This is a genomic window from Janthinobacterium sp. SUN100, from assembly GCF_030397705.1.
Lineage (GTDB): Bacteria > Pseudomonadota > Gammaproteobacteria > Burkholderiales > Burkholderiaceae_D > Janthinobacterium > Janthinobacterium kumbetense.
This window is the reverse complement of the sequence record NZ_JAPUBU010000007.1, coordinates 1-23,749: the sequence shown is the minus strand read 5'-3', so window position 1 is coordinate 23,749 and position 23,749 is coordinate 1. Positions and strand designations below refer to the sequence as shown.

The window sequence follows — 23,749 nt, the reverse complement described above, 5'->3', positions numbered from 1 at the left end:
GATGACGGGCTAGTTTATCGTAGCCAACTGTGCCGCTATCGCGCGCAAAAGCAGGCGCTCTGCTGTTGCCTCGATCGGATAAACCATCCTTCTCCGGCGGTTGCGGGTAGGGAAGGCCAGCATTTGCTAGCGCGCGGCAGAAGGCTCTGCAGGGCAGGGGGGATAGTCAGGTCAGACCCGATCTCATCGCTGGATCAGGTAGTTGTGCGATCGCACGCCACGCGCCAGGCAGGACACCCCGGCCCTAACACGATCCATCGGGTTTTCATCTTTCAAGAACCATGGATCAGGAAAGCCTAAGCGACTGGCGGCGATTCAGTGGCACCGTCCGCTTCCGCCCCGAAGCAGACATAGATCTGACGCATTCGACATATGCCACCGCAGCCGATTAAGCGTCGTGATAAACAACGCCGTATGTGTCGAACATAGCTCCAGCTAGCTCGACCATGCTTAAGCCGCTGCGCTCCCAAAAAAACAGAAAGTATTCCAACTTGTCGTAAGGTGCTTCAGCGTCCATGCCGTGCAGCGCACAAATCGTGGTTCTGATACGCAACACCTCAGGGTCATCCGACATATCGCGTCCTCGGATGGTCTCCCAAAGCCTCACCCGGACAGCTAAGGCCTCGCTATCCGTTGCCGCGCCCTCAAGATATCGTTTAGCAGCCAAAACAGAAGACTGCGCGGTAACGGGTAGACATTCGATCACCCGAGCCAGGGCGTTAACCATAAAGCGTTGAGCATCACCGTGCTCTACCGGATCATCCAGATCAACGGTGGATGAAATAACATCAAAAGGATCACGGTGAGACATGCTGACTTTCTGAGTAAAGCTTTATTGGTCAATTGCCGACTGTCCGCTTCTGGCCCGGGCTGTGTAAAAACGTGAGGAAAAACCGCGAACAAAAAAATCGGCCTCTCAAAACGCTCGCTATGCGATTTTCTCAGGGTCGGGAAGGGTAACCCTACCCATGAAAATTTCAAGTTTTTGCGTTTTTACACAGCCTGGGCCGATTGCCGTCGTTGGCAGGCTCCGCCCCTAAGCAGTCGTACCCGAGCGAACCATGGCGTTAATCAAAGACCGTCCAGGGATTCATTACTGCCGGAGAGAACCAGGTTATTCCCTGTGCAGTCAATATACGTGCTTGCTCAACCCATATTTGGTGACATTGACCACGATTGGCTACCGCTCCAGCAACGATCTTCGCTTCCTCCTTCGCAGCGCGAATTTGTTCCCACAGCGTTGGTTCATCTTCGATTGGGTCGTACAACTGGCTCTTTCCAGATTGGTTTAGTGCAGCCTTGAGTACTCTCGACCGCAACAAGGGTTCCATTGACAACAATGCTGTCTTTGCCGTCATCACGGGGCAGCCGGTTGCCTTGTGATACGCAATGAGATCCGAGTTGCTGAGCGGTTCGTCGTTTGTCATAGGGATATAGATATTGGTCGTGCAATGTCCGCTTCAGGCTGTGGACTCAATCGTTCAACGCAACACTTTAACTTAAATGCATCGTTGCAGAACAGAAACGATGCGAGAGATAACTCGAATCGATTGCTCAGCGCCCCGTAAAACCCGAGATTAACGTCGCAAGGCGTTTTGCTGCAGGAACGTTAATGCAGAAACCCGTCGAAGTGCAAGGCGCTAGTAATAGCGCGCCGCCGCAGTCTCTGCAGGGCAGGGGAGATAGACAGGCCAGATCCGATCTCGTCGTTTGATCAGCCAGCTACGAGTTTCGCACACCATGTGCCTGGCAGCACGCCCAGGCTCCTAACAAGATCCATCGGATTCTCATCAGCCAAGAACGATGGATCAGGTGTGCCGTAGGTACCTGCAGCGATTTGCACCAATGGCACCGTCCGTTTTCGCCCTATTGTGTTGAAAATGTCGAGCGGCAACCATTTCGGGATGCCTCAGAGCTCCAAGCAGTCGGTGATCGTTCAATAGCGGCGGTTCTGGCCAGTCTAGGCTGGCCAGATTTCTATCTAAATATCAACGTACTCGCGTTTTTCAACACAATAGCCCCATAGCAGCCGTTCGCGTTGTTTGCGTGAGTCACTGCTCTCACAATTCAACCTGACGCACAGGTATCCCGTGAAGTAGCGCTTCGGTATATACATGCTCGGCAAGTAGATCATCCTCGATGATCAATGCGACGCCGGTTAACTCATTCATCGGTAGAAATTCTGGCGCGTCGACGATACTCTCGACGAGGTTCAAATCCTCGCGGCGACACGCTGCAGCAATTACGCGGGCTTCTTTCGGCTCAAATCGCCCTAGAAGCAGCGATTCCTGCCCACGCAACTGGGTCACTATTTCTTTCACTGGCAGGGCCCTATAGGGCGCAACAGTCCGCCTTACAGCCATTAGCTCACGTGTCGATGGACCGGTGCTAGGAAAAGCCAGCGAAAGATCGATATAGTTACCGCAGAACCGCTTCAAAACCCACCCTGGCTGAGATCCATCCCATAGATACTTGTACTCATCGATCCGTTCAAGATTGCTCATAATCATCGGTCCAAAGGATGTATGCTGACTGGCCGCTTGTGGCCGGACTCGGCTGTTGGGTCCAGCATAGCTGATGGCCAACTTAAAAAGTTGGTGGGGTGGCGCGACAGGGAGCATCCGACCCGAAGCGGACCAAGCTGAAACATGGGTTTTACGTCACGTTCTATCAAAGCTTGCGCTTTGCATGTGACCTGACCGCCAACGAGAGATAGCCATCATCGTCGACAAAACAATCGCGAGATAGGTGGCAATGTCGAGGATCAGAGCACCAACGGACAGATCGTCTTCGACGAACGCAAGTTGTCGCTCGACTGAAACGCCTGTCGCATCGAACAGATACGCAAACGGGAAACCGCCTTTCAATACCGGCTTGTAGCAGAAATCGGAACCACTCGGCCCGCACAGATTCCCATACACGGCCAATTCAGGACCGATGCGCTCGACATATGCTGACAGGAGCGCCAGCGTGATCGCAATGATAAGAGCCAGGCATATCAGAATCAATTTGGTCACGTGAGACATGCATCCCCCATTTGCTGCGCTTCACTTTCGATAGTCCGCTTCTGGCCGGCTACAGCCAGTTCATGAATTAACAGGGATCAGAAGTTTTAAGCTGGATTTCTCCGAAAGTCATAAAGACCAATGCGGTGCCATCTGGGCCACGATATACGCCATTGGCGTTCCCTAAGCGGTTCGCTACTGCCGCAAAGGCCCAGGCGTCGTCTTCGGAGCACTGTACTGTCCGTGTGGTAAAGGCCGTTATTTTATTTTCATCGCCCCACGCCTGCACGAGTTGTGCGTGGTGACGTAAATTTTCGGGAACCGACGGATGATCCCATCCCCAAAGGAACGTCCCATCCGACATGTTATAGGTGCCAACGACCTGAATCGACGCGCTCGCGACCATGCCGTTTTTAAAATGCAATGTGATCGTACCGTCATCCAGGTCAGCAGACCAACGGTCCTCCTCCCCTAGGTGCCAGGTAGTTGCATGAGCTGAAGTCTGCTGCATCAAGCCGTGTTTCGCGGCCTCAATGAATTCTATCGCTGTGCGATCCGTTGCTGCTGCAGGTGTCTTTAGTGCAGACATGCCGAAAGCGGCGAGTATTTTCTGAAACATTAGTGCATCGCTTTAGGTAAAAGGGGCAAAACGCTACCATCAAGCTCTAGGTAGCGACAAAATATTTTTGCTAAGGAGAATTTCCGTTTTTGGGCGGTTGCCGTCGTTGGCAGCTTTCGCCTCACAGCAGACCTTCCCTTGACTGATTGCAACTGGCATCAATACACGTTGGGCAGACTCATTGCAATGAACTCGACTCCATTGGACTGCAGTTGGGTTCGGGTCGCCGTCAAGAATCGTCCTGCTGCCGTAGTAGGTACATGCTCGTAGACCAGCTCAATTCGAACAGCTTTGCCCTTTGCTGCTGGCAACGTTTCGACCACCTGTCCACTGGCAATAAGCGCGAGATAGGCTCCGATTTTTCTCTCGATCAGACTGAAGTGCGCCTCTTGATCGTCCCAAGGAAGGTGATCCGAGATTATAAGGACGGCTTTTCGATCGGCCTTCGATATTCCTAACCCGTCGACAACGTCAGAACTATCAATACACATCGTCATTCTTTCTGGTCGCAGGTACCAAAGTAATAATTAATGCCCTGTGAGCGGACATGGACCGTTCGCTTTCGGCCGGAACCGGCATCACAGTTTCTGATACAGAAATGTTGGACACGTTCCCGCCCCATCTTTGCTAAATTTAACCACCTGAGTTAGCACAGCGGCGACGTCATGATACTCGGTCAGCGACAAAACCTTGTCTTGATCGGTATCACGCTCACAAGACAAGACCGCGTTGGATTCGTAGCGCAGAACATGCAACAACGCTTGCAAAAACATATCTGGGCTTGGCCAGAGATATGCACGATTACGATCAAGTGTAGGGAGTAGAGCAATCACTTTTCCCTCACCATCGCCACACCTCACAAGCTTGCCAATCAAAGTCTCGCCCACATAGCAAAGCAATTCGTCAGTCTCTCCGAAGGACGTGACAAACGGCTTTATCGAAATAGTTTCTACTTGTGCCGGAATACGTAGCCAAAATGAATCCGGTGAGAATACGAACGTTGAGGTCATTACAAATCTGATGAGGTTGAAGTAAGGTACTGGCTGTCTGCTTGTGGCCGGTCGCCGTCGTTGGCAGGTTACGCTATAAAGCGGCCTCTCGAATCTACTAGCGAGCTATGCGATCATCAGCGTTGCGTTATCAAACGACTCATCGTCCAATGCTAAAATCACGGCATGCATCAGTTCAGAATGCGTAGGTGGTAATTCGTGGCCTTTGTGTGATGTATTCCAGTGTTTGTAAAGCAGCTCCAACTCCACCTTAAAAGCAGTAAGCATGGTACCCGAAAGGCAGAATCCCGCCTCGGAATCAGCTCGTTCCGTAATTGCACTAATCGTTGGCAGTCCGATATCGATGCTGGCGGCTTCCCAATAGAGATTCACCGTGCGAGCGGAACCTAAGTAGAGATCGATGGTTGGCTCAATCGCTGTAGACTGTTTAAATATCATCAGATGATAGGCCACTTAGTTCCTTTAAGTTGCTAGTTGGGCGTCCGCTGCTTGCCGGCCGGTTGCCGTCGTTGCGAGGTTCCGCCCCATTGCAGACATTGGCGCAGTGATTGAAATCTACAAATTAACCCAGTCGCCCTTCCTGCTCACTGCATTGCGCAGCGCTTAACAAATTCCTCTCGGTGCTCGAAGTAGCGCAAATTTCTCATTCCAGAAATAGCGCCACACACTTGGCATGTACAGGCGCTTATTTCAGTAAATGTGCTTTTATCGCTAATTGCGTCGCATTCTTGGCAAATCCAGACCCATGGGAATTTATCGGGATGAGGCATCGCACAAAGGGCAATGAACTGTTGCGCAACTTTGCGAATGCAGTCATCAGGGTTCTTAAGGTCCAATGCGTCATTGAATCTAACGTACCCCTGTCCCCTCCTTTCGATCGGCTCAAGGTCACTTGATAGGTCTATCCATATCCAATGCATATATGGTTCGTTATGATCCTCCGCAAGAGCCAGCATTTCGCTCAAGCAGTCCCATGGTTGAGTAACACCACTTAACATTTTTTCACATAAGCTACTGGAATATGCGCATAGAGCAGCGTACCAGTCGTTCGGCAATTCGAAACCTAACTCTACTACGGAAGAAAGAAATAATCGTTCAACTTGATCCGGGGCGACATAGGCATCCCAACGGCAAGCCGCAAGCTCCCAAATGCTCGGGGCGTCACAACCACATTCGAGTAATTCACTTGCCCAATCCACATAGTCATCGGCTTTTATCCAACGATCATCAACTCTCCTAAAAGCTAATTCCGTGAAATCCACTTACGCTCCTTGCAAGGTTTCGGTCTCCGAGGCTAAGAACTGAACGTCTGCTGCTGGCTGCAGATTCAATCGTTCAACGCAACACTTTAACTTAAATGCATCGTTGCAGAGTGGAAATGATGCGAAAGAAGAACCGAATCAATGGCGCCGTGCCCCGCGGAACCCGAGATTACCGTCGCAAGGCGCTTTGCCGCGGGAACGTTAATGCAGGAACCCGCCGAAGCTCAAGCAACTTTTGCTTGAACGCGGCATGAGTCTCTGCAGGGCAGGGGAGATAGACAGGCCAGACCCGATCTCGTCGTTGGATCAGGCAGCTACGAGATCGCACACATGGAGTGTGGCAGCACACCCAGGTCACTAACCCAATCCACCGGTTTTTCATCTTTCAAGAACCATGGATCAGGAGAGCTAAGCTACGGGTGGCGATTCACCGCATAGCTGCTGAACAGTCACACTTTTGTAAATCGACCAAAGGTCCTATTTTTTATCCGAGCATATCGCCGATGGATGCGAACTTTGGCGATGGTCAGGTCCTCTTACCTGCTTGCCGGCAAAGCGCCGTTCCCTTTTCCAGTGCGCCTCGCTGGCGCAATATCGATGCTACGCGCGGCGCACCCAAGCACTCGGCATACGCCAGCGGGGTTATCCGCTCATCCGGCGATGCGTTCAGGTCGAGATCGGGTCTAGCTTGCATGATCTGGAGGAGAATATCGTCCTTGTCGCCATCAAGGACGCGTAGCCAGGCGGGGAAGCCTTCAGTGTCTTTTGCTTGTGGGGCGGCGCCGAAATCGAGCATCGTTTTGACGATATCCATGCTGCCCGTGTCAATTGCATATTTTAGTAGCGGGTTGCCGGAGCCATTGTTTGCCACTTCATTGGCATTGTTATGGCTGCTCAGCAGCATACGCACCACGTCTGCCGACTGCGCCGACAAACGGCCGGCCGGATCGCGCATTCTCAAGTAGCCGCCCAGCGGCGTGTCGGTTTCCCCATCGCGCGCGATCGACAGCGGATAGCGCTGATCCAGCCGCATGCCTGCCTTCAAGAGTGGGCCAAGCACGCTGGGGCAGTATAGCAATCTGACCGCAAGCACATTTTTCGGAATAGTCGGATGCAGGAAAAAACGCGTCGGGTCAGCCCCCAGCAGGAACGCCAGAGAGATGGCATCATTGCCATTGCCATTGCCATTGCCATTGCCATTGCAGTCGTCCAGCGCTCGCCGCAACAGATCGTTGGCCACGTCAGGCTGCAACTTGCCTTTGCCGCCATGGATGTATTCGATCAGGGCGGACTTGTACGCCGTGGCTGCGGCAGACTGACTCAGCACATTCGGCGCAGCCCAGCGATTGAGAGGGCTGGCGCCCGCAGCCAGCAGGCGCCGCACGCCAGCGACATCATCATGGACGATCACGTGGTCAAGCACACTGGAGGCGTCGAGCGCTGCCATCCCCGCCTCCCGCGTCAGCCAGTCGAATACTGGCTTGGCTATCGCGCCGACGCGGACTTTTCCCAGCACCTCATCGACCAGATACTTGTGGAATTTCACCAGTTCGCCAGGCACTTGCATGGTCTTGATGACATCGAGCGTGCGCAATGCCACATCGTCAGGCAAATTGACCGTGTGCCGTGCCAGCAGCCAGGTATTTCCATGGTCGGCCGGATCGGGTCGGCTAGCGGCCAGGCGGGGCAAAATCTCCTCGGCAAAAAACGCATAATAATCTTGCCGCATGGCCGGGATGGTCTGGTTCGGGAATATTGGCGGCTCGCTGCCCGCCAAGAAACGCCGGGATGCCTCCCACCATGCCGATTCGCCGTTGGCGGTGCGCGGAACTGATCCAGCGGCCAGCAAAACACGGATGTGCCGCAGCACGGCAGCGCGCGCAAGGGCATCATTGGCCGGACTGGACGTTGGATTTTCGCTCCCTGCCATCAATCCATGCAGATACTGGCCACACATCACCTCGCGCTGGAAGTTCTCGGACTGACGGAGTCGCTTAAGGTCAGGCGGCAGCGCATGGAATGCGGACAGGCTCATATCCGTAGCCATGCCATGGGCACAATATTCGCTCTTTGCCGCTGCCGGTGGCTTGATCGCCTGCCGCACGGGGAACAAATCCATGCCGCCCGGTGCAAATCCTTCCAATGAAACCAGGACGGTGCCCGTCTTGCTCGTACGCATGGGGGCGGCGACATTCTGACTTGCAGCCACGCCGGAGAATTGAGCCCCAGAAAAGGTTTTTACAAAAAACACACCGGCACCGGCCAGTGCGCAGGAAGCGGCATCCATTTGCACGGGAATCTGGCTGAACTGCTCACGCGTCATTGGCGTGAGCGGCACCTGATAAGAGGTCCACGCTTTTTGCTCCGGATCGTATGTCGACAAGACATAATCCTGCTCCTGATGTTCTATCCAGATCCGGGCGAGCTCGCCTTCTTGCACCGCATAACTTCCGATCAAACCATCACATGCGTGCGCTTCAGCGTATATGCACAAGGCAACAATCCCTATAACAAGGCTTTTCAATTTACTCAGCAGAAATTTCGTCGTTGTTCGCTTTTTTTCATGCATAGTTCGATTTTGTACCTTGATTATACTTATCCCTCGATAATCTTCCCATTTTTAGAGCGCGCTAAAAGTAGAGGTTAAGCGGCAAGGGCAAGCTTATGTTTTGGTGTAATGCCACCAAATGCCATATTAGTCAGCTCATAAGGGCAAGTCCACCACCAGCGTGCAACATTCCCGATCTCGTTATGAGCACAAAGCAGATGATGGGCCAGGCCGTCTTCACTGACTGTGCCGTCATAGCGCTCCGCGGTAGGCGCTCTGCTACTACCACGGTCGGATATGCCATCTTTGCCATCCGTTATGGAGATGGACGCTCAGCTTTTGCTAGCGCGCGAGGGTAGTCTCTGCGGGGCAGGGGAGATAGACAGGCCAGACCCGATCTCGTCGTTGGATCAGGCAGCTACAAGATCGCACACATGGAGTGTGGCAGCACACCCAGGTCACTAACACGATCCATCGGTTTTTCATCTTTCAAGATTCAAGAACCATGGATCAGGAAAGCCTAAGCTACTGGCTGCGATTCAAAGGCACCGTCCGCTTCCGCCCCATAGCCGACACTCGCCTAACTTATGTCGAGCCCTGAGCCAGTTGGTCCAGTGCTCTCAACAAAGCCAACGATGCCGCAATTTCAAAGCTTCCCTCGTTCGAATCAATGGCATGTGATGACCCATCTAATATTCGAATCAGGAGACCTTCCGTGCTGTATGTGCCAAACCTTGCGTGAGGCTGGAATTGTGCCTCGATGCCTCTGTAAATCGCTGCCTTAAATTCCTCAGGGATCCTTGTAGGCGAGACTTCCCATGTGAATGAAAGCGCCGTTTGCGCCGGTTCGACTGACAGGATTACGTGACCGTAGCGATGCATGCCGCCAGCTTGTCGGACGATTAGCCCTTCTCCACGCAGTGGACCTTCAATCGCAAATCTCTTCATTGTTTAGTCACCATCGCCGTTTCCGCCGCACTGCAAAAGACTGCTCCTGGCCGATTGCGGACAATTGTACGTTATCCAAGACTGACATGCTCAGTCCTCGCCGGCAGGAAAAGTGGGCACGCAAGTCTAAACGACAGCCACCACGTCGGCCAGAATGCCAGATAAAATCACCAATCTGCATTCAACTCGGAGAACCCCATGTGCGTCAACTACGCAACTGTCTCACGGCAACTGGCCTTCGACTTCTTCCGCACTTCCATGGAGGAGAGCGACGATTGGCGTGATGAACTCTACCAGGACTACGTTGGCCCAATCATCGTTCATGATGCAGCCAGCAATCGCAAAGGTCTGACTGGCACATACGGGTTCATCCCCAAGCGGCACATGCCACCTGGCCAGCGCCTCACGACGATGAACGCCCGCGCCGAGACCGTTGGCCAATTGAGGACGTACAAGTCCGCTTGGGCAAAATCTCAACTTTGCCTCGTCCCAATGGTCCGCTTCTTCGAACCAAATTGGGAACAACCAACGCATGTGCGATGGTCTATTGGAATGGCCACCGGCGAACCATTTGCCGTCGCCGGCCTCTACCGGGAGTGGGTCGAGGTGGATGGGAAGAGCGCATTTTCGTTCACCCAATTGACCATTAACGCCGACAACCATCCCTTTATGAGTCGTTTCCATCGCCCTGGAGAGGAGAAGCGTTCGTTAGTCATTGTCCCTACCGGCGAATACGACGAGTGGCTTGGTTGCAACGACCCAGAATTCGCAAGGACATATCTTCAGCCGTATCCGGCCGACCTGATGTGCGGAGAGCCGGCGCCGAAGACACCTGTTTTAAAGCAGCGCGAACTTTTTTGAGCCGAACTTTGTCGCTAAAGTGGAGAAACGAGCAGGTTCAAGTGCTATATCACGGTGCAGCAATCATTGGAGGCGTGGCCGGCGCGCACACCGCCAGACTTCCCCGACACGGGCTAACCGCCGTGGAGGTTTTTCATGTCGGCCGGGGAGAATTCCCGCTGTTTTTAGCAATCAGAGGCGAGTTGGTACGTCGGGTATCTCGGCAAATTTCGGCTCGTCTAGCAGCTTAGCCTTGTACGCCATTAGCTCATTGTCCGCCACATCGAAACGGTTCAGCCATTCCTCCGCAGCGTGGCCAATCAACCGCGGCTCGCTCCCAGCGGATGCGTAATGCATCCGGATTTTCGGTGTCCTGCTGGGCTTGAGGAGCATATTGGGAAGCACCAGCCGCGCGGGCATCGGCGAGTCAGCAGGTGCGGCTTCGGGTTGGGCGCCGCCCTGGATTACAAGCCCAGTTCCATAATCGAATAGGCCAAACCAGTCCATCGGTAATGCCGAACGAATGGCCGATATACCTCCGACTTTATCCACATAATCATTGTCTATCGCTGTGAGCCAGCCAACTGTTTTAATGCCCAGGTGCGCATTGACTGCGCCGCTGACAAGGTTGCCGGCATCAAACCCCCGGAGCTTGGACGCCAGGAATGCTTCGATTGCCTGGTTTTCGTCGTACCGAGCGGCCGACAGTATTAGACTGTGGCCGCCGTACCCGTGGACGGCACATAGGCGTCGGGCGAAGCTCACGAAGAGCGTCTGGAAAACTCCGGGATTTTCTTCGACGAACAAAATGGGCACGCTAAACCGCAGCCCGCATAAGCCCCAGCCTCCCATTTCCGCCCGCCAAGCGGGTAGGCCGACGACCTGAAACTCCCATGGACCCGCGTCCTGCGCTAGCACGCCACTGGTGTAATGAAAATTCACCGCATCGTCTGGGTCCATACGTACCAGCATTTTGTTCACCGGTTTTGCCTCCGCGTAGGCCGCCTTATCCGGCCCTTCTGGCGGGTCTTCCCGGTAGAGCCAGGTGAATTTAGGCTCAGCCTTGACCTGGAACTCTTCGAAACAAGCGCTGATGGCATCGCGAACTGCCGGGAGATGTGCATCCTTGAAGAAGAGCGTGCCGGCGATTGCGGGCACGCTGCCGACATAGTCCTGTGGCCCCTGCTTAGTGAGCAAGCCCCCAGGTACATTCATTGCATCAGGGTTCTCGCGCAGAAGTTCCAGCAAGTCCAATGGTAATTCAGTCATGTTCATTCCTTAATACGCTGGCAGGCCACCAAGCGGTGGCCGTTTTTTAACAACAACCATATAGATTAACCTAAGAAGAGCGGCTGCCTTCCCGAGCTGCTCGACCGGGATTTTTGAGGGCTCGAGCTCGGCCCGGTCGCAGTCACACTAATCAGATGCCAACGGCACCATTTTCATTTCGTCTCCGGCGATGACGATATAGTCCTCTCGCTGGCGGGGGCGGAACGGGTCTCCAGGGAATTTTATTTCTACGACTTGTTTGATATTGTCCTGCGTTGGAGGCTTCGTCGGGTCCTTGACGATAATGACGTCAGGCCTCCGTGTGTAGCCCCGGCCGGGCTTATAAGGCACAGGGTGGCTTGAGTCTTTCGGCCAAAGTGTCTTCGTCCAGCCGGGCCATAGGGTTCTGCTCTTCGTATCCACGACCTTATCCAGAAAAGGCTCTGGCGGCCGTTTTGTCATATCGTATGTGAACTCTGCCTTGTATAGACTTCGGTGGTCAAGAGCCACATCGAGAGCTTTCAATCGAGCCGAGACGCATTCTTGTTTAAGCGACCGGCCGTCTGCACCGATTGCCGGCATGCTTTTGCATTTGCACACGGCCGAGCACAAGACCTTCTTGTCGGAGAAATCGAGCTTCGGCTTGTGAATCGGCACGACGGTCGTGGCGCCTTCTCGTCTCGTCTGAGAAGAGTGCTCTTTCAATCGAATCTTTGAGCTGGCTCGCTGCTTGCACTATCGGAAGCCGTTTGGGTTTGAGAAGGGTTATGCACCTAGAGGAAAGGCCAACGGATATAACTGTGAATCGCATACGAGTTTGTTGGAGGAGAGGGCTCAACACCCCGCGGCCGACAGAAGTAAGAGCGCCAAGCGGGATACCAAAGGCGCACACTGGGCAGAAGCTAGAGGTGAGGTAGGAGCGGGCAACATCCGCTTAAAGTCTGGCTTACGGTTCTGGCGCAGTTGCGTGACCCAGAATGCTCGTGCGGTTTGGCAGAAAATATCGCTAAACCATCGGGTCAACGTGCGACGTTTGCAAAGTGCAAATGGTAGGGGGCACTTTGGCCCGAGGGATGTAACTTGTACAAATAGAAGAATGGATGTGCCGTCGCGAGGGCATTCCAGAAGCTATGGCAATACCGACACCCTGGTGTATCCCGCAGCAAGCTTTTCGGGCTGGCGTGGATGTGGATAGCGAATTTGACAGCCGTTTGTTTAATGTCAGGAAGCCGCACAGTGCGAAACTGAAGAACCACAGCTTTTACTATTTCGCCGACAACAAAAAGTGGAAAATTCCGCCCTCCTTCTGGGCGGAATCGCGAGTCACTTGCCTGCCCCCGTCACGGGACACAAGAATATTCAATAGTTCCCTTCATTGCGACGGCGGTGGTCATCGCGGTCGTTGTAATAACGTTCCTCATCAGGAGCCTCGCGAAGGACGCGCCCCTGTTCGATTACCACAGGAATTTGTTTCCGGTCAATTACCGTGCGGCACCGCTGAACCGTCCTGTAGCCGGCCGAATCCGAAGATATGCGGTCACCGGCCATTGCGCCGGCGATAGCACCTACCGCGGTGGCGGCTGTCCTGCCATTACCGCGGCCAATCTGATTTCCCAGAATTCCCCCGGCGATACCGCCGAGAATGGCACCGCCGTAGCCCGAGTCTGCCGATTGGACCGGAACTTGTTCGTTCCAGCAATCCTGCCGAGGAGACTCGACGGTCCGATATTCGGTTCGTGGTTGTTCGAAGGTCTGGTATTCCGGCTGTCCAACGGTACCATATCGGGGCCAGGGCTGTTCCGCGCTCCGATATTGGGTGGCACAGCCCGTCAAGGACAGGCCGAGGACAGCTATCCAGCCGAGTTTAGTTTTTAGCATGGGGGTAATCATATGAATTTGAAACGGTTCGGCAACCTCATCACCATCGCATCGATATCCCAAAAATTGTTGGTTTGGGGCGCGCAGCATTGGTTTAGATTAAATTTAGGGATTCCATTTGGCGACACTGCCAACATATCCATCTACCGATGGCCGCAACAATTTGATTCATTTCTCGCCGGGGCACCAGTAAATGTACATGTGATGTAGTGTACGGACAGAGTAATACGCGCCACGTCAACTCGGTAGCTGTAGAGCTGTATCACTGGTAAGCAGTTGTAACTACTGAAGACGCCCGGAATTTAAGGACCGCTAGGTCGTCGCAGCGAAGCTACCACGCCCAAAATGTGCAATGTCGCAGCAACCGCAGTCAAACGCCTTCGCAGAGGGCAACGCCCGGTATTTTTGGCAATCAGAGGCGAGTATGACGGGCTGGTACGAGCCGACCTTCGCGCTCTGACGGCTTGAGTCATGGGAACCGGATTGTGCTTATCACGATGGGCGGATAACGCCTGCGGATTCAATCGTTCAACGCAACACTTTAACTTAAATGCATCGTTGCAGAGTGGAAATGATGCAAAAAAGTACTTGAATCGATTGCTCCGCGACACGCGAAGCCCAAGATTAACGTCGCAAGGCATTTTGTCGCGGGAACGTTCATACGGGAATCCGCCGAAGCTCAACCAGCTCTTGCTGGTGCGCGACAGGAGTCTCTGCAGGGCAGGGAGGCTAGACAGGCCAGTCCCGATCTCGTCGGTGGATCAGGCAGCGACGAGATCGCACGCCAATCGCTCGGCAGAACACCATGGCCCCAACACGATCCATCGTTTTTTCATCTTTCAAGACCCGTGGACCAGGAGAAACTAAGCTGCTGGTGGCGATTCAATGGCACCGTCCGCTTCCGCCCCGAAGCTGACCTTTGGATTAAGGCTGTCGGCGGTAAACGGCGAAACTTTGCCTGCAATTGTCAGCTGAGCCCTACAGGTATGCCTGTAGCACTGTTCAGCTTTGAAATTTTCCAGCGGTCGGCATCCGTGCTGTCAAAATGTATGTTGTAGTTGAAGTCGCTATCCACGACGACAAGAAAAACCAGAATTTCTCTTTCGGGCGTGGATGCAACTTGTCGAAGTTTAGGTCCTAGATCGTTCACAGCAGCAAATAGCTCTCTGCCGTCGCTGAATGGATCAAACAGCACCACCCCAACAGGCGTTTCATATGAACCATTGCATCCCCAGTTGTTTGAGCTGGTCATTTCGAAGCGCATGAAGGCACGGAGCCAAGATTTTTGCATCGACTGCATTGTCTTGATGAGCGTTGATGCAAGTTCAACTATTAGTCGAGATGCTTCATCGGCATCTCTCATCTTTAGGTCCATACCTTCACTTTCATCAAGTATGCGAACGTCCGCTTGTGGCCGATATCGGCCAAGTGCTATAGCGACTTGAATGCTTCCGAGACTCCATCACAGGAACTTCCGCCGCGCTTTCCCCGCCGATGACACAGCCATTTTCGCAGAAGGCTAACTACTGTAGAAATTTAGCTTGGTCCTATAGCTCCACTCATCCCAAGGTACGAGGCCAAAGAACGCATTCATCACCTGAACGAGCAGAAGCGCCGTAAGGTAGAAATCAGAGGTGACTTCCCCCGTACTTAGATTGCGGTAAACCGGTGGCTCACCTTCTTCCTCAATAAACGGCTCTGCTTGCAGCCACGGCAGCTCGAATTTATTTGGCGTTCCTACATCCGTCGTCTTTTCCATGGTGTGAACTCGTGAGCGAACCGTGATGCCGTTTTTAACGATGGCATAGCCAAACGAGCCGCCCGAATCATAATGACAGAAAACGACAATTAGCTCTGGCGCCCCGAGTGCCGCAAATACTGAAGGCTCGAGCGATTGCCCATCGAAGAGAATTTCTCCCGCAATCTCACCGTTATAAAGAAAGGTCGCACCGTTCTTTGACTCGACTGCCACATTACCAGGCACACGGATATCATGCGCATTTTGCGTTTCTGGCGGCTTGAAAGAGCTACTTCCAAAGACCCTCTGCACTAGCTCCTGCTCGTCCATCGTGAATGCGTTAGGCCGAAATGCCAACCCCGCTGTAGATAATCCCAAACTCAACTCCTTAATGTCAGTGATTGGCAGCTAGTGGTAACGGTCCGAATCAAAATATACCAGTAGCCGCCGAAGAGCATAACGAATTGCCAAACGAAAAAAACACACATTGTCACATGAACGCGAATGTATGTTTTGGGCAGTATCCAGCCCATCGTCCACGATCTATATCGGGTCTAAGTCCTTGGGAAATTGGCTGGCTCGCTGCCATTGCTCTTGATCGAGGTCTTCCGTTAAGTCACGCAGATGCCAAGCCCTGTTCAAGTGCGTAAACACATGGCCGAGGTCAACGCGAAGATTTACCTCACCATAGTCAACCTGGCTACTCATCTCCGATATGAGCGTGGCCAAGTGTTCTTGCGCATCTTCAAGTTCGTACATCAGTGTGGCCCATGCTGCTGGAGCGTTATCTTTACTAATCATAGGACAACCTTTAACTACACTTCAATAACGTCGTGAACTTGCACTTATGGGCGATTGCTGTCGTTCCTCAATACTGCTCGCCCTCATCGCCAAAAACTTGGGCATCGAGCTTTACCGCTAATTCCTTCATTTTCTTGATCGCATTCTCACTCGGATTCTTTACCGAAATCTCACCACGATGATAGTAGAAATAGTGCTTGTCGTTCGTCTTTGGATCAATCCATGCCGCCATCAATGGATTGCTGACCTGAATTATTTCACGTGTTTGAGGGTTCGCAGCCGTAGCAGTTGTATCCATTTTCAGCAATCCGTCGGCGGCGACAGCACTCTTCCATTCCAACTCGGAAATTGGCGTTTGCGAGCTCTGCGACCACTCCCCGGCTTTTGTAATGTGTAGATCGTAAGCCATAGCTATAGTTGGAAAAACAAAGAAAATGAGAGCCCCATATTGACTAGAGCGTATCTTCATAGTTTTTGTAAGGTGATATTTAAAGGTTCTTGCCGCTTCTCGCCGATAGCGGCACCAGAGCATAGCGGATTGCCAAGCAGCAAAACTCACACATTGTCACGCTGTCGCGAATGACCGCTTGTTGGCCGGTTGCGGTCGTTGGCGGGTGCCGCTTGCGGATTCCATCTATCAACGCAACACTTTAACTTAAATGCATCGTTGCAAAGTGGAAATGATGCGAACGAAGAATCGAATCAATGGCGCCGCGACCCGCGAAATCCGAGATTACCGTCGCAAGGCGTTTTGCCGCTGGAACGTTAATGCAGGAACCCGCCGAAGCTCAAGGAGCTAGTGCTAGCGCGCGGTAGGAGCCTGTACGGGGCAGGGGAGATAGACCTAGACCCGATCTCGTCGTTGGATCTAGCAGTTACGAGATCGCGCACCAGGCGCCTGGCAAGACGCCCATGCCCAACACGATCCATCGATCTTTCATCTTCTGAGAACTATGGATCAGGAGAGTGTAAGCGACGGGTGGCGATTCATTAAGCGTCCCAGGCAAGCCTCTATTTTGACATGGCGCACTGGAGCATCATGCTGCGCCGGGCGTGATGGCAAGTCCACCGCCAGCGAGAAAAATCATCGATCTCATCAAGCGCTTTATGCAGGTGATGGACCAGGCTGTTATATCCAACGGTGCCGTCGTAGTGCTCCGAAGCAGGCACACTGCTGCTATATCGCGCTGTCGACAAACTGGGAAAGACTGTCGACGCTCTGCTGACGATAAAACGCGATTTGGCTGCTGCAAAGCGCTTTGTTAACAAGGCTCTAGGTATGAATGACTATCCCGAAAAGGTCGCAATGGACAAGAGCTGAGCCAACATGGCTGCAGCTGACGCGGTCAATACCTGCCGGAGCGTGCCAATTCTCGTGCGCCAAGTCAAATACCTTAACAACATCGTGGAACCGGAGCATTGTTCCATCAAGCGAATGACCAGGCCAATGCTCAACTTTAAGTCGTTCCGATGCGCTGGTAACCTGCTCGCGGGCATCGAACTCATGTATAGGATCCGCACGGGCCAGTTCGCACTTGACGGCGCGATTGCAATATCGTTTACAGGCAAACTCTATGCACTGGAGGCGTAGGTCCGTCTACTTTAAAACGCCGCAATTCTCCGCTTGAGAAATTACTTTCTCGGATGAATAAAGCGACAGTACTCTTCTGATTTTTTTCGTGCAAACCGCCGTTTTATTCTGCCTTGCTTCTTGCTACAAAATACGTTCGTCACAATTGGTCACTTCTGGTGGGTATTGGTGGTTTGTCACTTCAGTAACTCAGTCACTATACTTACAAAATCCCATCGTCAGCAAGGCAATGGTTAAGTCCAACACAAGAGGGAATGTTATTCAATGATGCTCCTCATCTGTAGATTCCGCTTCTTTCTTACTTGTCACCAATTAAAACAACAATGCAATATTCGCGCGGGAACGCCTTTGTAGGAGTCCTAGCGATATAGGTGAATCAAAATATCAACGCGAACACAAGATCTCAAAATACCTACAGAAAAATAGTTTTTTACCTGCTGGTACGTAGTCTTCTTCCTGTAAAAATTTGACCAAGAAAGAAATTATGCCACCAAATTTCGATGTTTTTCAGAAAACGTTTGCCCTGTCTTTATTATCCAATCTAGCTTCCAACTATATAGCAAAAGATCGCTATGTTCCGGGCACGCATGGCGACCCGCTTGAAGCCCAGCTTGCGGAAAATATACAGGTGGCATTGTCGACGCCAGTGGTGGTGGCAGGCCTGGGGGACGACTGGAAAATCGCATGGGGGCCAGCTGTCTGGCGCGGAGCAGATTCCAGAGTCATGGAAAATGCCGCGGCTGTTTTCTACAATCCCGAAGTCACGTTTGAAGATGGGACCACGACGGCAAGCTATGTGGTTGCTATTGCCGCAACCAATTTGATATCCGGCTATGACTGGATCGTGGAAGATTTTACGGTGTCTTCTACCGTTAGCTGGACGCACTATAACCCGGCACGACAGCCTGCCACCGTCGTTTCGCACAATTCTCTCATGCCGGTCATTTCCAAGGGGACCGCGACGGGCGTCAGGCACATTGCCGCATTGACGCCGACGGATCCGGCCCACGGACAGACCAGTCTTTCCGATTTTATCGGGCAGCTCAACGGCACGGCAGGCGCCGGCGCGCGCATTATCTTCACCGGGCATAGCCTTGCCGGTGCGCTGGCTCCAACTTTTGCCTTGTACCTGAAGGAACATGGCGCATTGTCGGCATTTGAGCGGATACAGGTTTACCCGACCGCAGGAGCATCTCCCGGAAATAAAACCTTTTCCAATCGGTTTGGCCAAGCCTTTCCGCGGAAATCTGCCGGAGAGCAGCCTTGGCAGAGCTGGAATGTCCTGATCCACAATCAGTACGATATCGTGCCACATGCATGGAGCCTGAGCACGCTTCTTCAATTATTGACTGTTTACGGCAATTCCGATGCCGAGGGCGGGGTAAAACTGCCTGAGCAGATTTATGGCGTGGTGCTTGCCGCATTGGCCGATTCCGCCGCTTCGAAAACACTCTACGCCGCTTTGCCAAACGCGGCATTTTCGTGCGGGTCTCCAGGGCCTGCCCCTGCAACTGCCGTCGAGTATCTAAGCATGGCAGGGATCCAGCATGTCAAGACGTATATCTCCGCAATTCTCGGCTCGGATTTTCTTGCTATTGAACATGCGCCAACTGTTCCTGGCGTCATCGAATTCGTGGATGCACAGCGCCGTATCGCGGAGCTTGTCAGGTTCCTGGAAAAAATTCTTCATCCTGGCGCCGGCGGCTAGCGGCTAGTGAAGGGAAGGTGCATCGATGGCGTCAAAGCGCACTGGCAATGCAGAAAGTTTATGTATCACATAAAACGTTTGCTTTACATCAAGGGAAATAAGAAATGAAATCTGTAGTCAAAAAGCACTTTTCTTGCGCCGCGTTGATCGCCGGCATCGTATCGGCCGCCTGGACGCCGAACAGCTATGCCTGTACCGACAGCCCGGTCCTGGCGAGCATCTGCATCATGGCCGTGCCGTTCCATTTTGGCAGTTTCAATCGGCAGTACGTGGTGGCCGCCGGCCAGGACATGCTTATCAGTACGAATGCGGCGTTGTATTCTTTGATCGGCAATACTTATGGCCCCACTACCAATACGACGTTCAAGCTGCCAGACCTTCGCGGCAGGTTCGTGGTTGGCGCCAACGGCACGACCTACCTGACCGGCAATACGGCGGGGAACGATGCCATTAAGCTGTCGGTCGCACAGTTGCCACCGCATTTGTTCACGGTGAGCGCCATTCCCGTCGGGCTGAGCAATATGGTGGTCAGCGTGGACTTGCCTGCGCTGAACGTCACGACAGCCATTGCCGCTGCCACGGCCACCGGCACGGTAACGGACTTGAAAATGAATGTGGCCAATACGACCAACGGCGTCGCTTCGCCGTCGGGTGCCTACCTGGGCAAGGCTCCTGCTGCTTCCTCCAGCATCTATTCCTCGTCGGCACCGGATGCGACGCTGAATGCTGGCGCCATCAGCGGCGGCAGCGTTTCGGTTTCGGTTCCTGCCGCCACGGCCAGTATGTCGATACCCGCCAAGAAGCTGACAGGCACCATTAGCGGCACCGCAACGGCCACTGGCCAAACGAGCATCGTCGGCAGTGGTGAAGCATTTGATAACAGACCGTCCTACATTGCATTGACGTACTACATCGCGGCCACCAATGGCCTGTATCCAAGCCGGGACTAGGCTTGCCCTTGACGATCTCATCGTCGTTGAACAGGTGGCATGTAGAGGCGCATGCCACCGCTGATGACTTTATCTGGAGTATTTATTTTGCGTATCCTGGCTGTTGCAGCGCTGATTGCAGCGCTGCTTGTCGCGTTACAGGCCGGCGCCGCGCCGCGCGAGCTGAGCACTGAATTGAAGCAGGCCGACAAGGCACTGGCTGATCACGAATATGCGCTCGCCTACAAAGCATACATGCGCGTCGCCGCCCGCAACCCCCTGGCGCAATTCAGCTTGGGATTGATCGAGCGCGAAGGGTGGGGGCGTGCGCGCAATCCAGCCGCCGCCTGTGCCTGGTTCGGTAAGGCGGCACAGGGCAACATTCCTGCTGCGCAACAGTTTTTTGGCGATTGCCTGGCTGACGGGATCGGCCAGGCGGCCGACGGCAAGGCGGCCGAAGCTTGGTACCGCAAGGCGGCGCAGGCGGGCATCGTCTATGCGCTGTGTTCTGCCGGTCAACTGTACATCCGCGGGCAGGTCGTCGGCAAGGATGTCGAGCACGGCCTGGGACTGTGCGCGCAAGCGGCGCAGGCAGGTTCGGCACCGGCGATGCTGCGCATCGCCGATTATTACAAGGAGGGCACGGAAGTGCCGCAAAATCTAGCGGCCGCGCGTTCCTGGTATCAACAGGCCGCGGAAAACCGCGACCATCTGGCGCAATACCGCCTGGGCGTGATGCTGGGGCAGGGCGAGGGTGGCGACGCCAATCCGGCGCTGGCCTTGTCTTGGCTGGAACATGCCGCTTCCGAAGGGTATGCACCGGCCTATTTGCCAGTGGCCATTCTGTACGCCAACAGCACGCCGGACCCGGCTACTGGCGCGCTGACGCCTGTCAGCCTGGCGAAGATATATATGTGGAACAGCGCTGCCAGAGCCACCATAAAAAATGCGGCGGAACTTGCCGAAATCGAACGTATTGCCCGGCTGGTCAATCAAGTGATGCCGGCAGAGTGGAAGCCCGCGCTTGACCGCCGGGTTGCCGAGCATCTCGGCAGATTTTCTGCTAACTAACGTCTATACAACAAGCGGCATGCCATCTGAGCATCGAACCGACAACCCGAGAAAACCACCATGCGCCATGCTTCCATGAACAGAATTTATCGACTCATCTGGAGCCATGTGCACCACGCCTGGGTGATCGTCCCGGAACGCACCAGGGGCCGGGGCAAGGCAGCCAATCGCAGTATTCTCTTCAGCGCCTTGCTGGCGGTCGCCCCTGTCGCAATGGCGGGGCCGACAGGCGGACAGGTGACCGCCGGCAACGGCTCCATCAGCCAGAACGGTGCCACCACCACGGTGACGCAAGGTAGCCAGAACCTGTCTTTGCACTGGCAGTCGTTCAATACTACGAGCCAGGAGACGGTTAATTTCGTCCAGCCATCGGCCAGTGCCATTGCCGTCAACCGTATCAGTGACACAAACGCCACGCAGTTCTTCGGCCGGCTCAATGCCAATGGGCAGGTCTACCTGATCAATCCGAATGGCGTGCTGTTTGGCGCCGGATCGCAAGTTAATGTCGGTGGCCTGGTTGCCTCCACGCTCGACATCAGCGATGCGGGCCTGAATGGCGCGGCGCGCCGTTTCAGCGGCACCGGCACGGGCAGCATCATCAACCAGGGCACCATCAATGCGGCCCAGGGCGGCTATGTCGCCTTCGTCGGCAATACGGTCAGCAATCCGGGTAGCATCAACGTGGAGGCAGGCACGGTGGCGCTGGGCGCGGGCAGCGACGTCACGCTGTCGTTTTCCGGTGATAGCCTGGTCAATCTGCAGGTCAACCAGAGCACGTTGAACAACCTGGCCGAAAATGGCGGCCTCATCAAGGCCGACGGCGGCGCGGTCTGGCTGTCGGCCGGCGCCAGGAACGCCGTGCTGGCCAGCGTGATCAATAACACGGGCATCGTGCAGGCGCGCAGCGTCAGGAATGTCAACGGTTCCATTGTGCTGGAGGCTGGCGGTGCCGGCACCGCAGCCAATGGCGGAACGCTCGATGCGTCGGGCAGCGGCGAAGGCCTAAGCGGCGGCACCGTGAAGGTGCTGGGCGGCACGGTCAGGCTGGCGGCAGGCAGCGCGATTGATGTGTCGGGCGAAGGCGGCGGCACGGCATTGGTCGGCGGTAACTTCCTCGGCAGCGGCAGCGAGCAACGTGCGCATACGACCACGGTCGACGCTGGCGCCTCGATCAAGGCCGATGCGATCACCCGCGGCAATGGCGGCAACGTCGCGGTCTGGTCCGATAACAGCACGCTATTCAACGGCAGTATCACGGCGCGTGGCGGCATGGTGTCGGGCAACGGCGGCAAGGTGGAGACCTCCGGCAAGGCCTTGAAGATCAACGCCAGCGCCTCCGTCACTACCGCAGCGCCCCGTGGCACGGTGGGAGAATGGCTGCTCGATCCGGACGATATCCTGATTGGCAATGCAAGTATCTGGGGCAATTCATACGGCATCAATGTCGACACGCGCGTCCTGTCGACGGCGCTCAATAACGGCAATGTGACCATCAAGACAACAGGCTCATCGGCCAGTTGTACGGGCACGACGTGTACTCCTTGGGGGGGCGGCAATGGCGATATCATCATCCTGGATGGTATCGGTTTCGGCAATGACTACTCCGTTGTCGGCTATCCCAGCATACCTAACTGGACCAGCAATACAACGCTGACGCTGAGCGCCTATCGCAATGTTCAGTTCAAATTGACAAATGGCGTCACTTTCGGCGGATCGCTCAACGATATTGGCGGTGGCATCGAGGCGCAAGGGGGCGGCAACATCGTGCTGCGGGCCGACAATGGCGCTAGGGGCATGGGCACCGTCATATTTGACGACCCCAGCGCCATTCAAAGCAATATTTTTCTCGTAGGTGGCGCAAGCGCCGTCAGCATCTATTACAACCCGAGCAGTTATGACACCCCGACGGACTATACTGCGTACATCAACAATCCCGGTCAGCTGACCGCCTATATGGCAGTCAATTTGAGCGGTACGATAGCACCCAAGGTCTATGACGGTACGACGAACGCCGGATTGGCCGGGCTCAGCAGCCTGCTGACCATGCCGGGCGGGCTGACGCTCGATACTGCCAGCCAGGCGGCTACTTTTGCCGACAAGAATGCTGGCATCGATAAGACTGTGACGATCACTGGTGTCAAGTTCAGTGGTGGCGGCACCACGATTGCCCACAATGGCCAGAACTATTATCTGAATGGCCTCGACAGCAAGACGGGGACGATCACAGCCAAAAGCATCAACGTCGGCGGCTTGTCTGCCAGTGACAAGACCTATGATGGCACCACCAGCGCCACGCTCACGGGGGCGGGCATTTCGTCGTCAGATCTGGTGGGTGGCGATATCGTGTCCCTGGCGGGGGGCGCCGCCACTGGTACGTTCGCCGACGCCAATGCCGGAACCGGGAAAACTGTCACCGTCAGCGGCTACGCGCTGACGGGGGCCGATGCGGGCAATTACAACCTGGTGCAGCCGGCCGGCGTGACGGCCACCATCCACAAGGCCGACCTGATCTTGTCGGGCGGCAAGACCTAC

General features: G+C 54.4%; 23 protein-coding genes and 1 pseudogene. 6 read left to right on the top strand and 18 right to left on the bottom strand.

Features of this window, described 5'->3' with window-relative positions:
• Window positions 1–388: 388 nt before the first annotated feature.
• The 11 genes from O0881_RS26995 to O0881_RS29255 all read right to left on the bottom strand — a co-directional run bounded on the left by O0881_RS26995 (window position 389) and on the right by O0881_RS29255 (window position 9,392).
• A complete protein-coding gene (locus O0881_RS26995) occupies window positions 389–811 on the bottom strand; it encodes a hypothetical protein (protein ID WP_070259160.1) in 423 nt (140 codons plus the stop codon).
• A 256-nt stretch (window positions 812–1,067) separates the two neighbouring features.
• Window positions 1,068–1,427, bottom strand: coding sequence for a hypothetical protein (locus O0881_RS26990; RefSeq protein ID WP_289913733.1), 360 nt, complete (start codon window positions 1,425–1,427; stop codon window positions 1,068–1,070).
• Between the two features lie 633 nt (window positions 1,428–2,060).
• Window positions 2,061–2,504 (bottom strand): hypothetical protein, encoded by a 444-nt coding sequence (locus O0881_RS26985; protein ID WP_289913731.1) that lies wholly within the window; start codon window positions 2,502–2,504, stop codon window positions 2,061–2,063.
• 156 nt (window positions 2,505–2,660) lie between these two features.
• Complete coding sequence (locus O0881_RS26980; RefSeq protein ID WP_072453951.1) at window positions 2,661–3,026, bottom strand: hypothetical protein; 366 nt, start codon at window positions 3,024–3,026, stop codon at window positions 2,661–2,663.
• A gap of 67 nt (window positions 3,027–3,093) precedes the next feature.
• A complete protein-coding gene (locus O0881_RS26975; protein WP_289913726.1) occupies window positions 3,094–3,624 on the bottom strand; it encodes a DUF6882 domain-containing protein in 531 nt (176 codons plus the stop codon).
• Between the two features lie 158 nt (window positions 3,625–3,782).
• On the bottom strand, window positions 3,783–4,115 hold the full coding sequence (locus O0881_RS26970) for a DUF6572 domain-containing protein (RefSeq protein WP_289913725.1): 333 nt from the start codon (window positions 4,113–4,115) through the stop codon (window positions 3,783–3,785).
• Window positions 4,116–4,202: 87 nt separating this feature from the next.
• Window positions 4,203–4,634, bottom strand: a complete 432-nt coding sequence (locus O0881_RS26965; RefSeq protein WP_289913724.1) for a hypothetical protein — start codon at window positions 4,632–4,634, stop codon at window positions 4,203–4,205.
• A 105-nt stretch (window positions 4,635–4,739) separates the two neighbouring features.
• The gene (locus O0881_RS26960) at window positions 4,740–5,087 is read right to left on the bottom strand and encodes a hypothetical protein (RefSeq protein WP_176374600.1); all 348 of its coding nucleotides are present in this window, start codon (window positions 5,085–5,087) and stop codon (window positions 4,740–4,742) included.
• A 131-nt stretch (window positions 5,088–5,218) separates the two neighbouring features.
• Entirely contained in the window at window positions 5,219–5,896 is a 678-nt protein-coding gene (locus O0881_RS26955) for a hypothetical protein (protein ID WP_289913720.1), read from the bottom strand.
• 526 nt (window positions 5,897–6,422) lie between these two features.
• Window positions 6,423–8,465, bottom strand: a complete 2,043-nt coding sequence (locus O0881_RS26950; RefSeq protein WP_289913718.1) for a hypothetical protein — start codon at window positions 8,463–8,465, stop codon at window positions 6,423–6,425.
• A gap of 564 nt (window positions 8,466–9,029) precedes the next feature.
• Window positions 9,030–9,392, bottom strand: coding sequence for a hypothetical protein (locus O0881_RS29255; protein ID WP_354670229.1), 363 nt, complete (start codon window positions 9,390–9,392; stop codon window positions 9,030–9,032).
• A 198-nt stretch (window positions 9,393–9,590) separates the two neighbouring features.
• On the opposite strand from O0881_RS29255, the gene O0881_RS26945 reads away from it, so the two are divergent.
• Complete coding sequence (locus O0881_RS26945) at window positions 9,591–10,253, top strand: SOS response-associated peptidase family protein (protein WP_289913716.1); 663 nt, start codon at window positions 9,591–9,593, stop codon at window positions 10,251–10,253.
• 171 nt (window positions 10,254–10,424) lie between these two features.
• Here O0881_RS26945 and O0881_RS26940 read toward each other — a convergent pair whose 3' ends face one another.
• The 7 genes from O0881_RS26940 to O0881_RS26910 all read right to left on the bottom strand — a co-directional run bounded on the left by O0881_RS26940 (window position 10,425) and on the right by O0881_RS26910 (window position 16,477).
• Window positions 10,425–11,501 (bottom strand): type VI immunity family protein, encoded by a 1,077-nt coding sequence (locus tag O0881_RS26940; RefSeq protein WP_289913714.1) that lies wholly within the window; start codon window positions 11,499–11,501, stop codon window positions 10,425–10,427.
• A gap of 147 nt (window positions 11,502–11,648) precedes the next feature.
• On the bottom strand, window positions 11,649–12,206 hold the full coding sequence (locus O0881_RS26935; protein WP_289913713.1) for a VRR-NUC domain-containing protein: 558 nt from the start codon (window positions 12,204–12,206) through the stop codon (window positions 11,649–11,651).
• 654 nt (window positions 12,207–12,860) lie between these two features.
• Window positions 12,861–13,469, bottom strand: a complete 609-nt coding sequence (locus O0881_RS26930; protein ID WP_289913711.1) for a glycine zipper 2TM domain-containing protein — start codon at window positions 13,467–13,469, stop codon at window positions 12,861–12,863.
• An 877-nt stretch (window positions 13,470–14,346) separates the two neighbouring features.
• On the bottom strand, window positions 14,347–14,742 hold the full coding sequence (locus O0881_RS26925; protein WP_289913710.1) for a hypothetical protein: 396 nt from the start codon (window positions 14,740–14,742) through the stop codon (window positions 14,347–14,349).
• A 156-nt stretch (window positions 14,743–14,898) separates the two neighbouring features.
• On the bottom strand, window positions 14,899–15,447 hold the full coding sequence (locus O0881_RS26920) for a hypothetical protein (RefSeq protein WP_289913708.1): 549 nt from the start codon (window positions 15,445–15,447) through the stop codon (window positions 14,899–14,901).
• Window positions 15,448–15,660: 213 nt separating this feature from the next.
• Window positions 15,661–15,918 carry a hypothetical protein gene (locus O0881_RS26915; protein ID WP_289913705.1) on the bottom strand — a complete coding sequence of 86 codons (258 nt, stop codon included), beginning with the start codon at window positions 15,916–15,918 and terminating at the stop codon, window positions 15,661–15,663.
• Between the two features lie 67 nt (window positions 15,919–15,985).
• Complete coding sequence (locus O0881_RS26910; protein ID WP_289913703.1) at window positions 15,986–16,477, bottom strand: hypothetical protein; 492 nt, start codon at window positions 16,475–16,477, stop codon at window positions 15,986–15,988.
• Between the two features lie 618 nt (window positions 16,478–17,095).
• On the opposite strand from O0881_RS26910, the pseudogene O0881_RS26905 reads away from it, so the two are divergent.
• From O0881_RS26905 to O0881_RS26885, 5 genes and pseudogenes are all read left to right on the top strand, one after another.
• Window positions 17,096–17,509 (top strand): annotated as a pseudogene (locus O0881_RS26905) (DDE-type integrase/transposase/recombinase); the annotation flags it as partial.
• Window positions 17,510–17,975: 466 nt separating this feature from the next.
• Window positions 17,976–19,217 carry a hypothetical protein gene (locus O0881_RS26900; protein ID WP_289913701.1) on the top strand — a complete coding sequence of 414 codons (1,242 nt, stop codon included), beginning with the start codon at window positions 17,976–17,978 and terminating at the stop codon, window positions 19,215–19,217.
• Between the two features lie 104 nt (window positions 19,218–19,321).
• Window positions 19,322–20,167, top strand: coding sequence for a tail fiber protein (locus O0881_RS26895; RefSeq protein ID WP_289913699.1), 846 nt, complete (start codon window positions 19,322–19,324; stop codon window positions 20,165–20,167).
• A 51-nt stretch (window positions 20,168–20,218) separates the two neighbouring features.
• Window positions 20,219–21,217: a tetratricopeptide repeat protein gene (locus O0881_RS26890; protein WP_289913695.1), complete on the top strand. Its 999-nt coding sequence runs from the start codon at window positions 20,219–20,221 to the stop codon at window positions 21,215–21,217.
• A gap of 60 nt (window positions 21,218–21,277) precedes the next feature.
• Window positions 21,278–23,749, top strand: a 2,472-nt coding sequence (locus tag O0881_RS26885) for a YDG domain-containing protein (RefSeq protein WP_289913693.1), incomplete at its 3' end; no start/stop codon positions are given.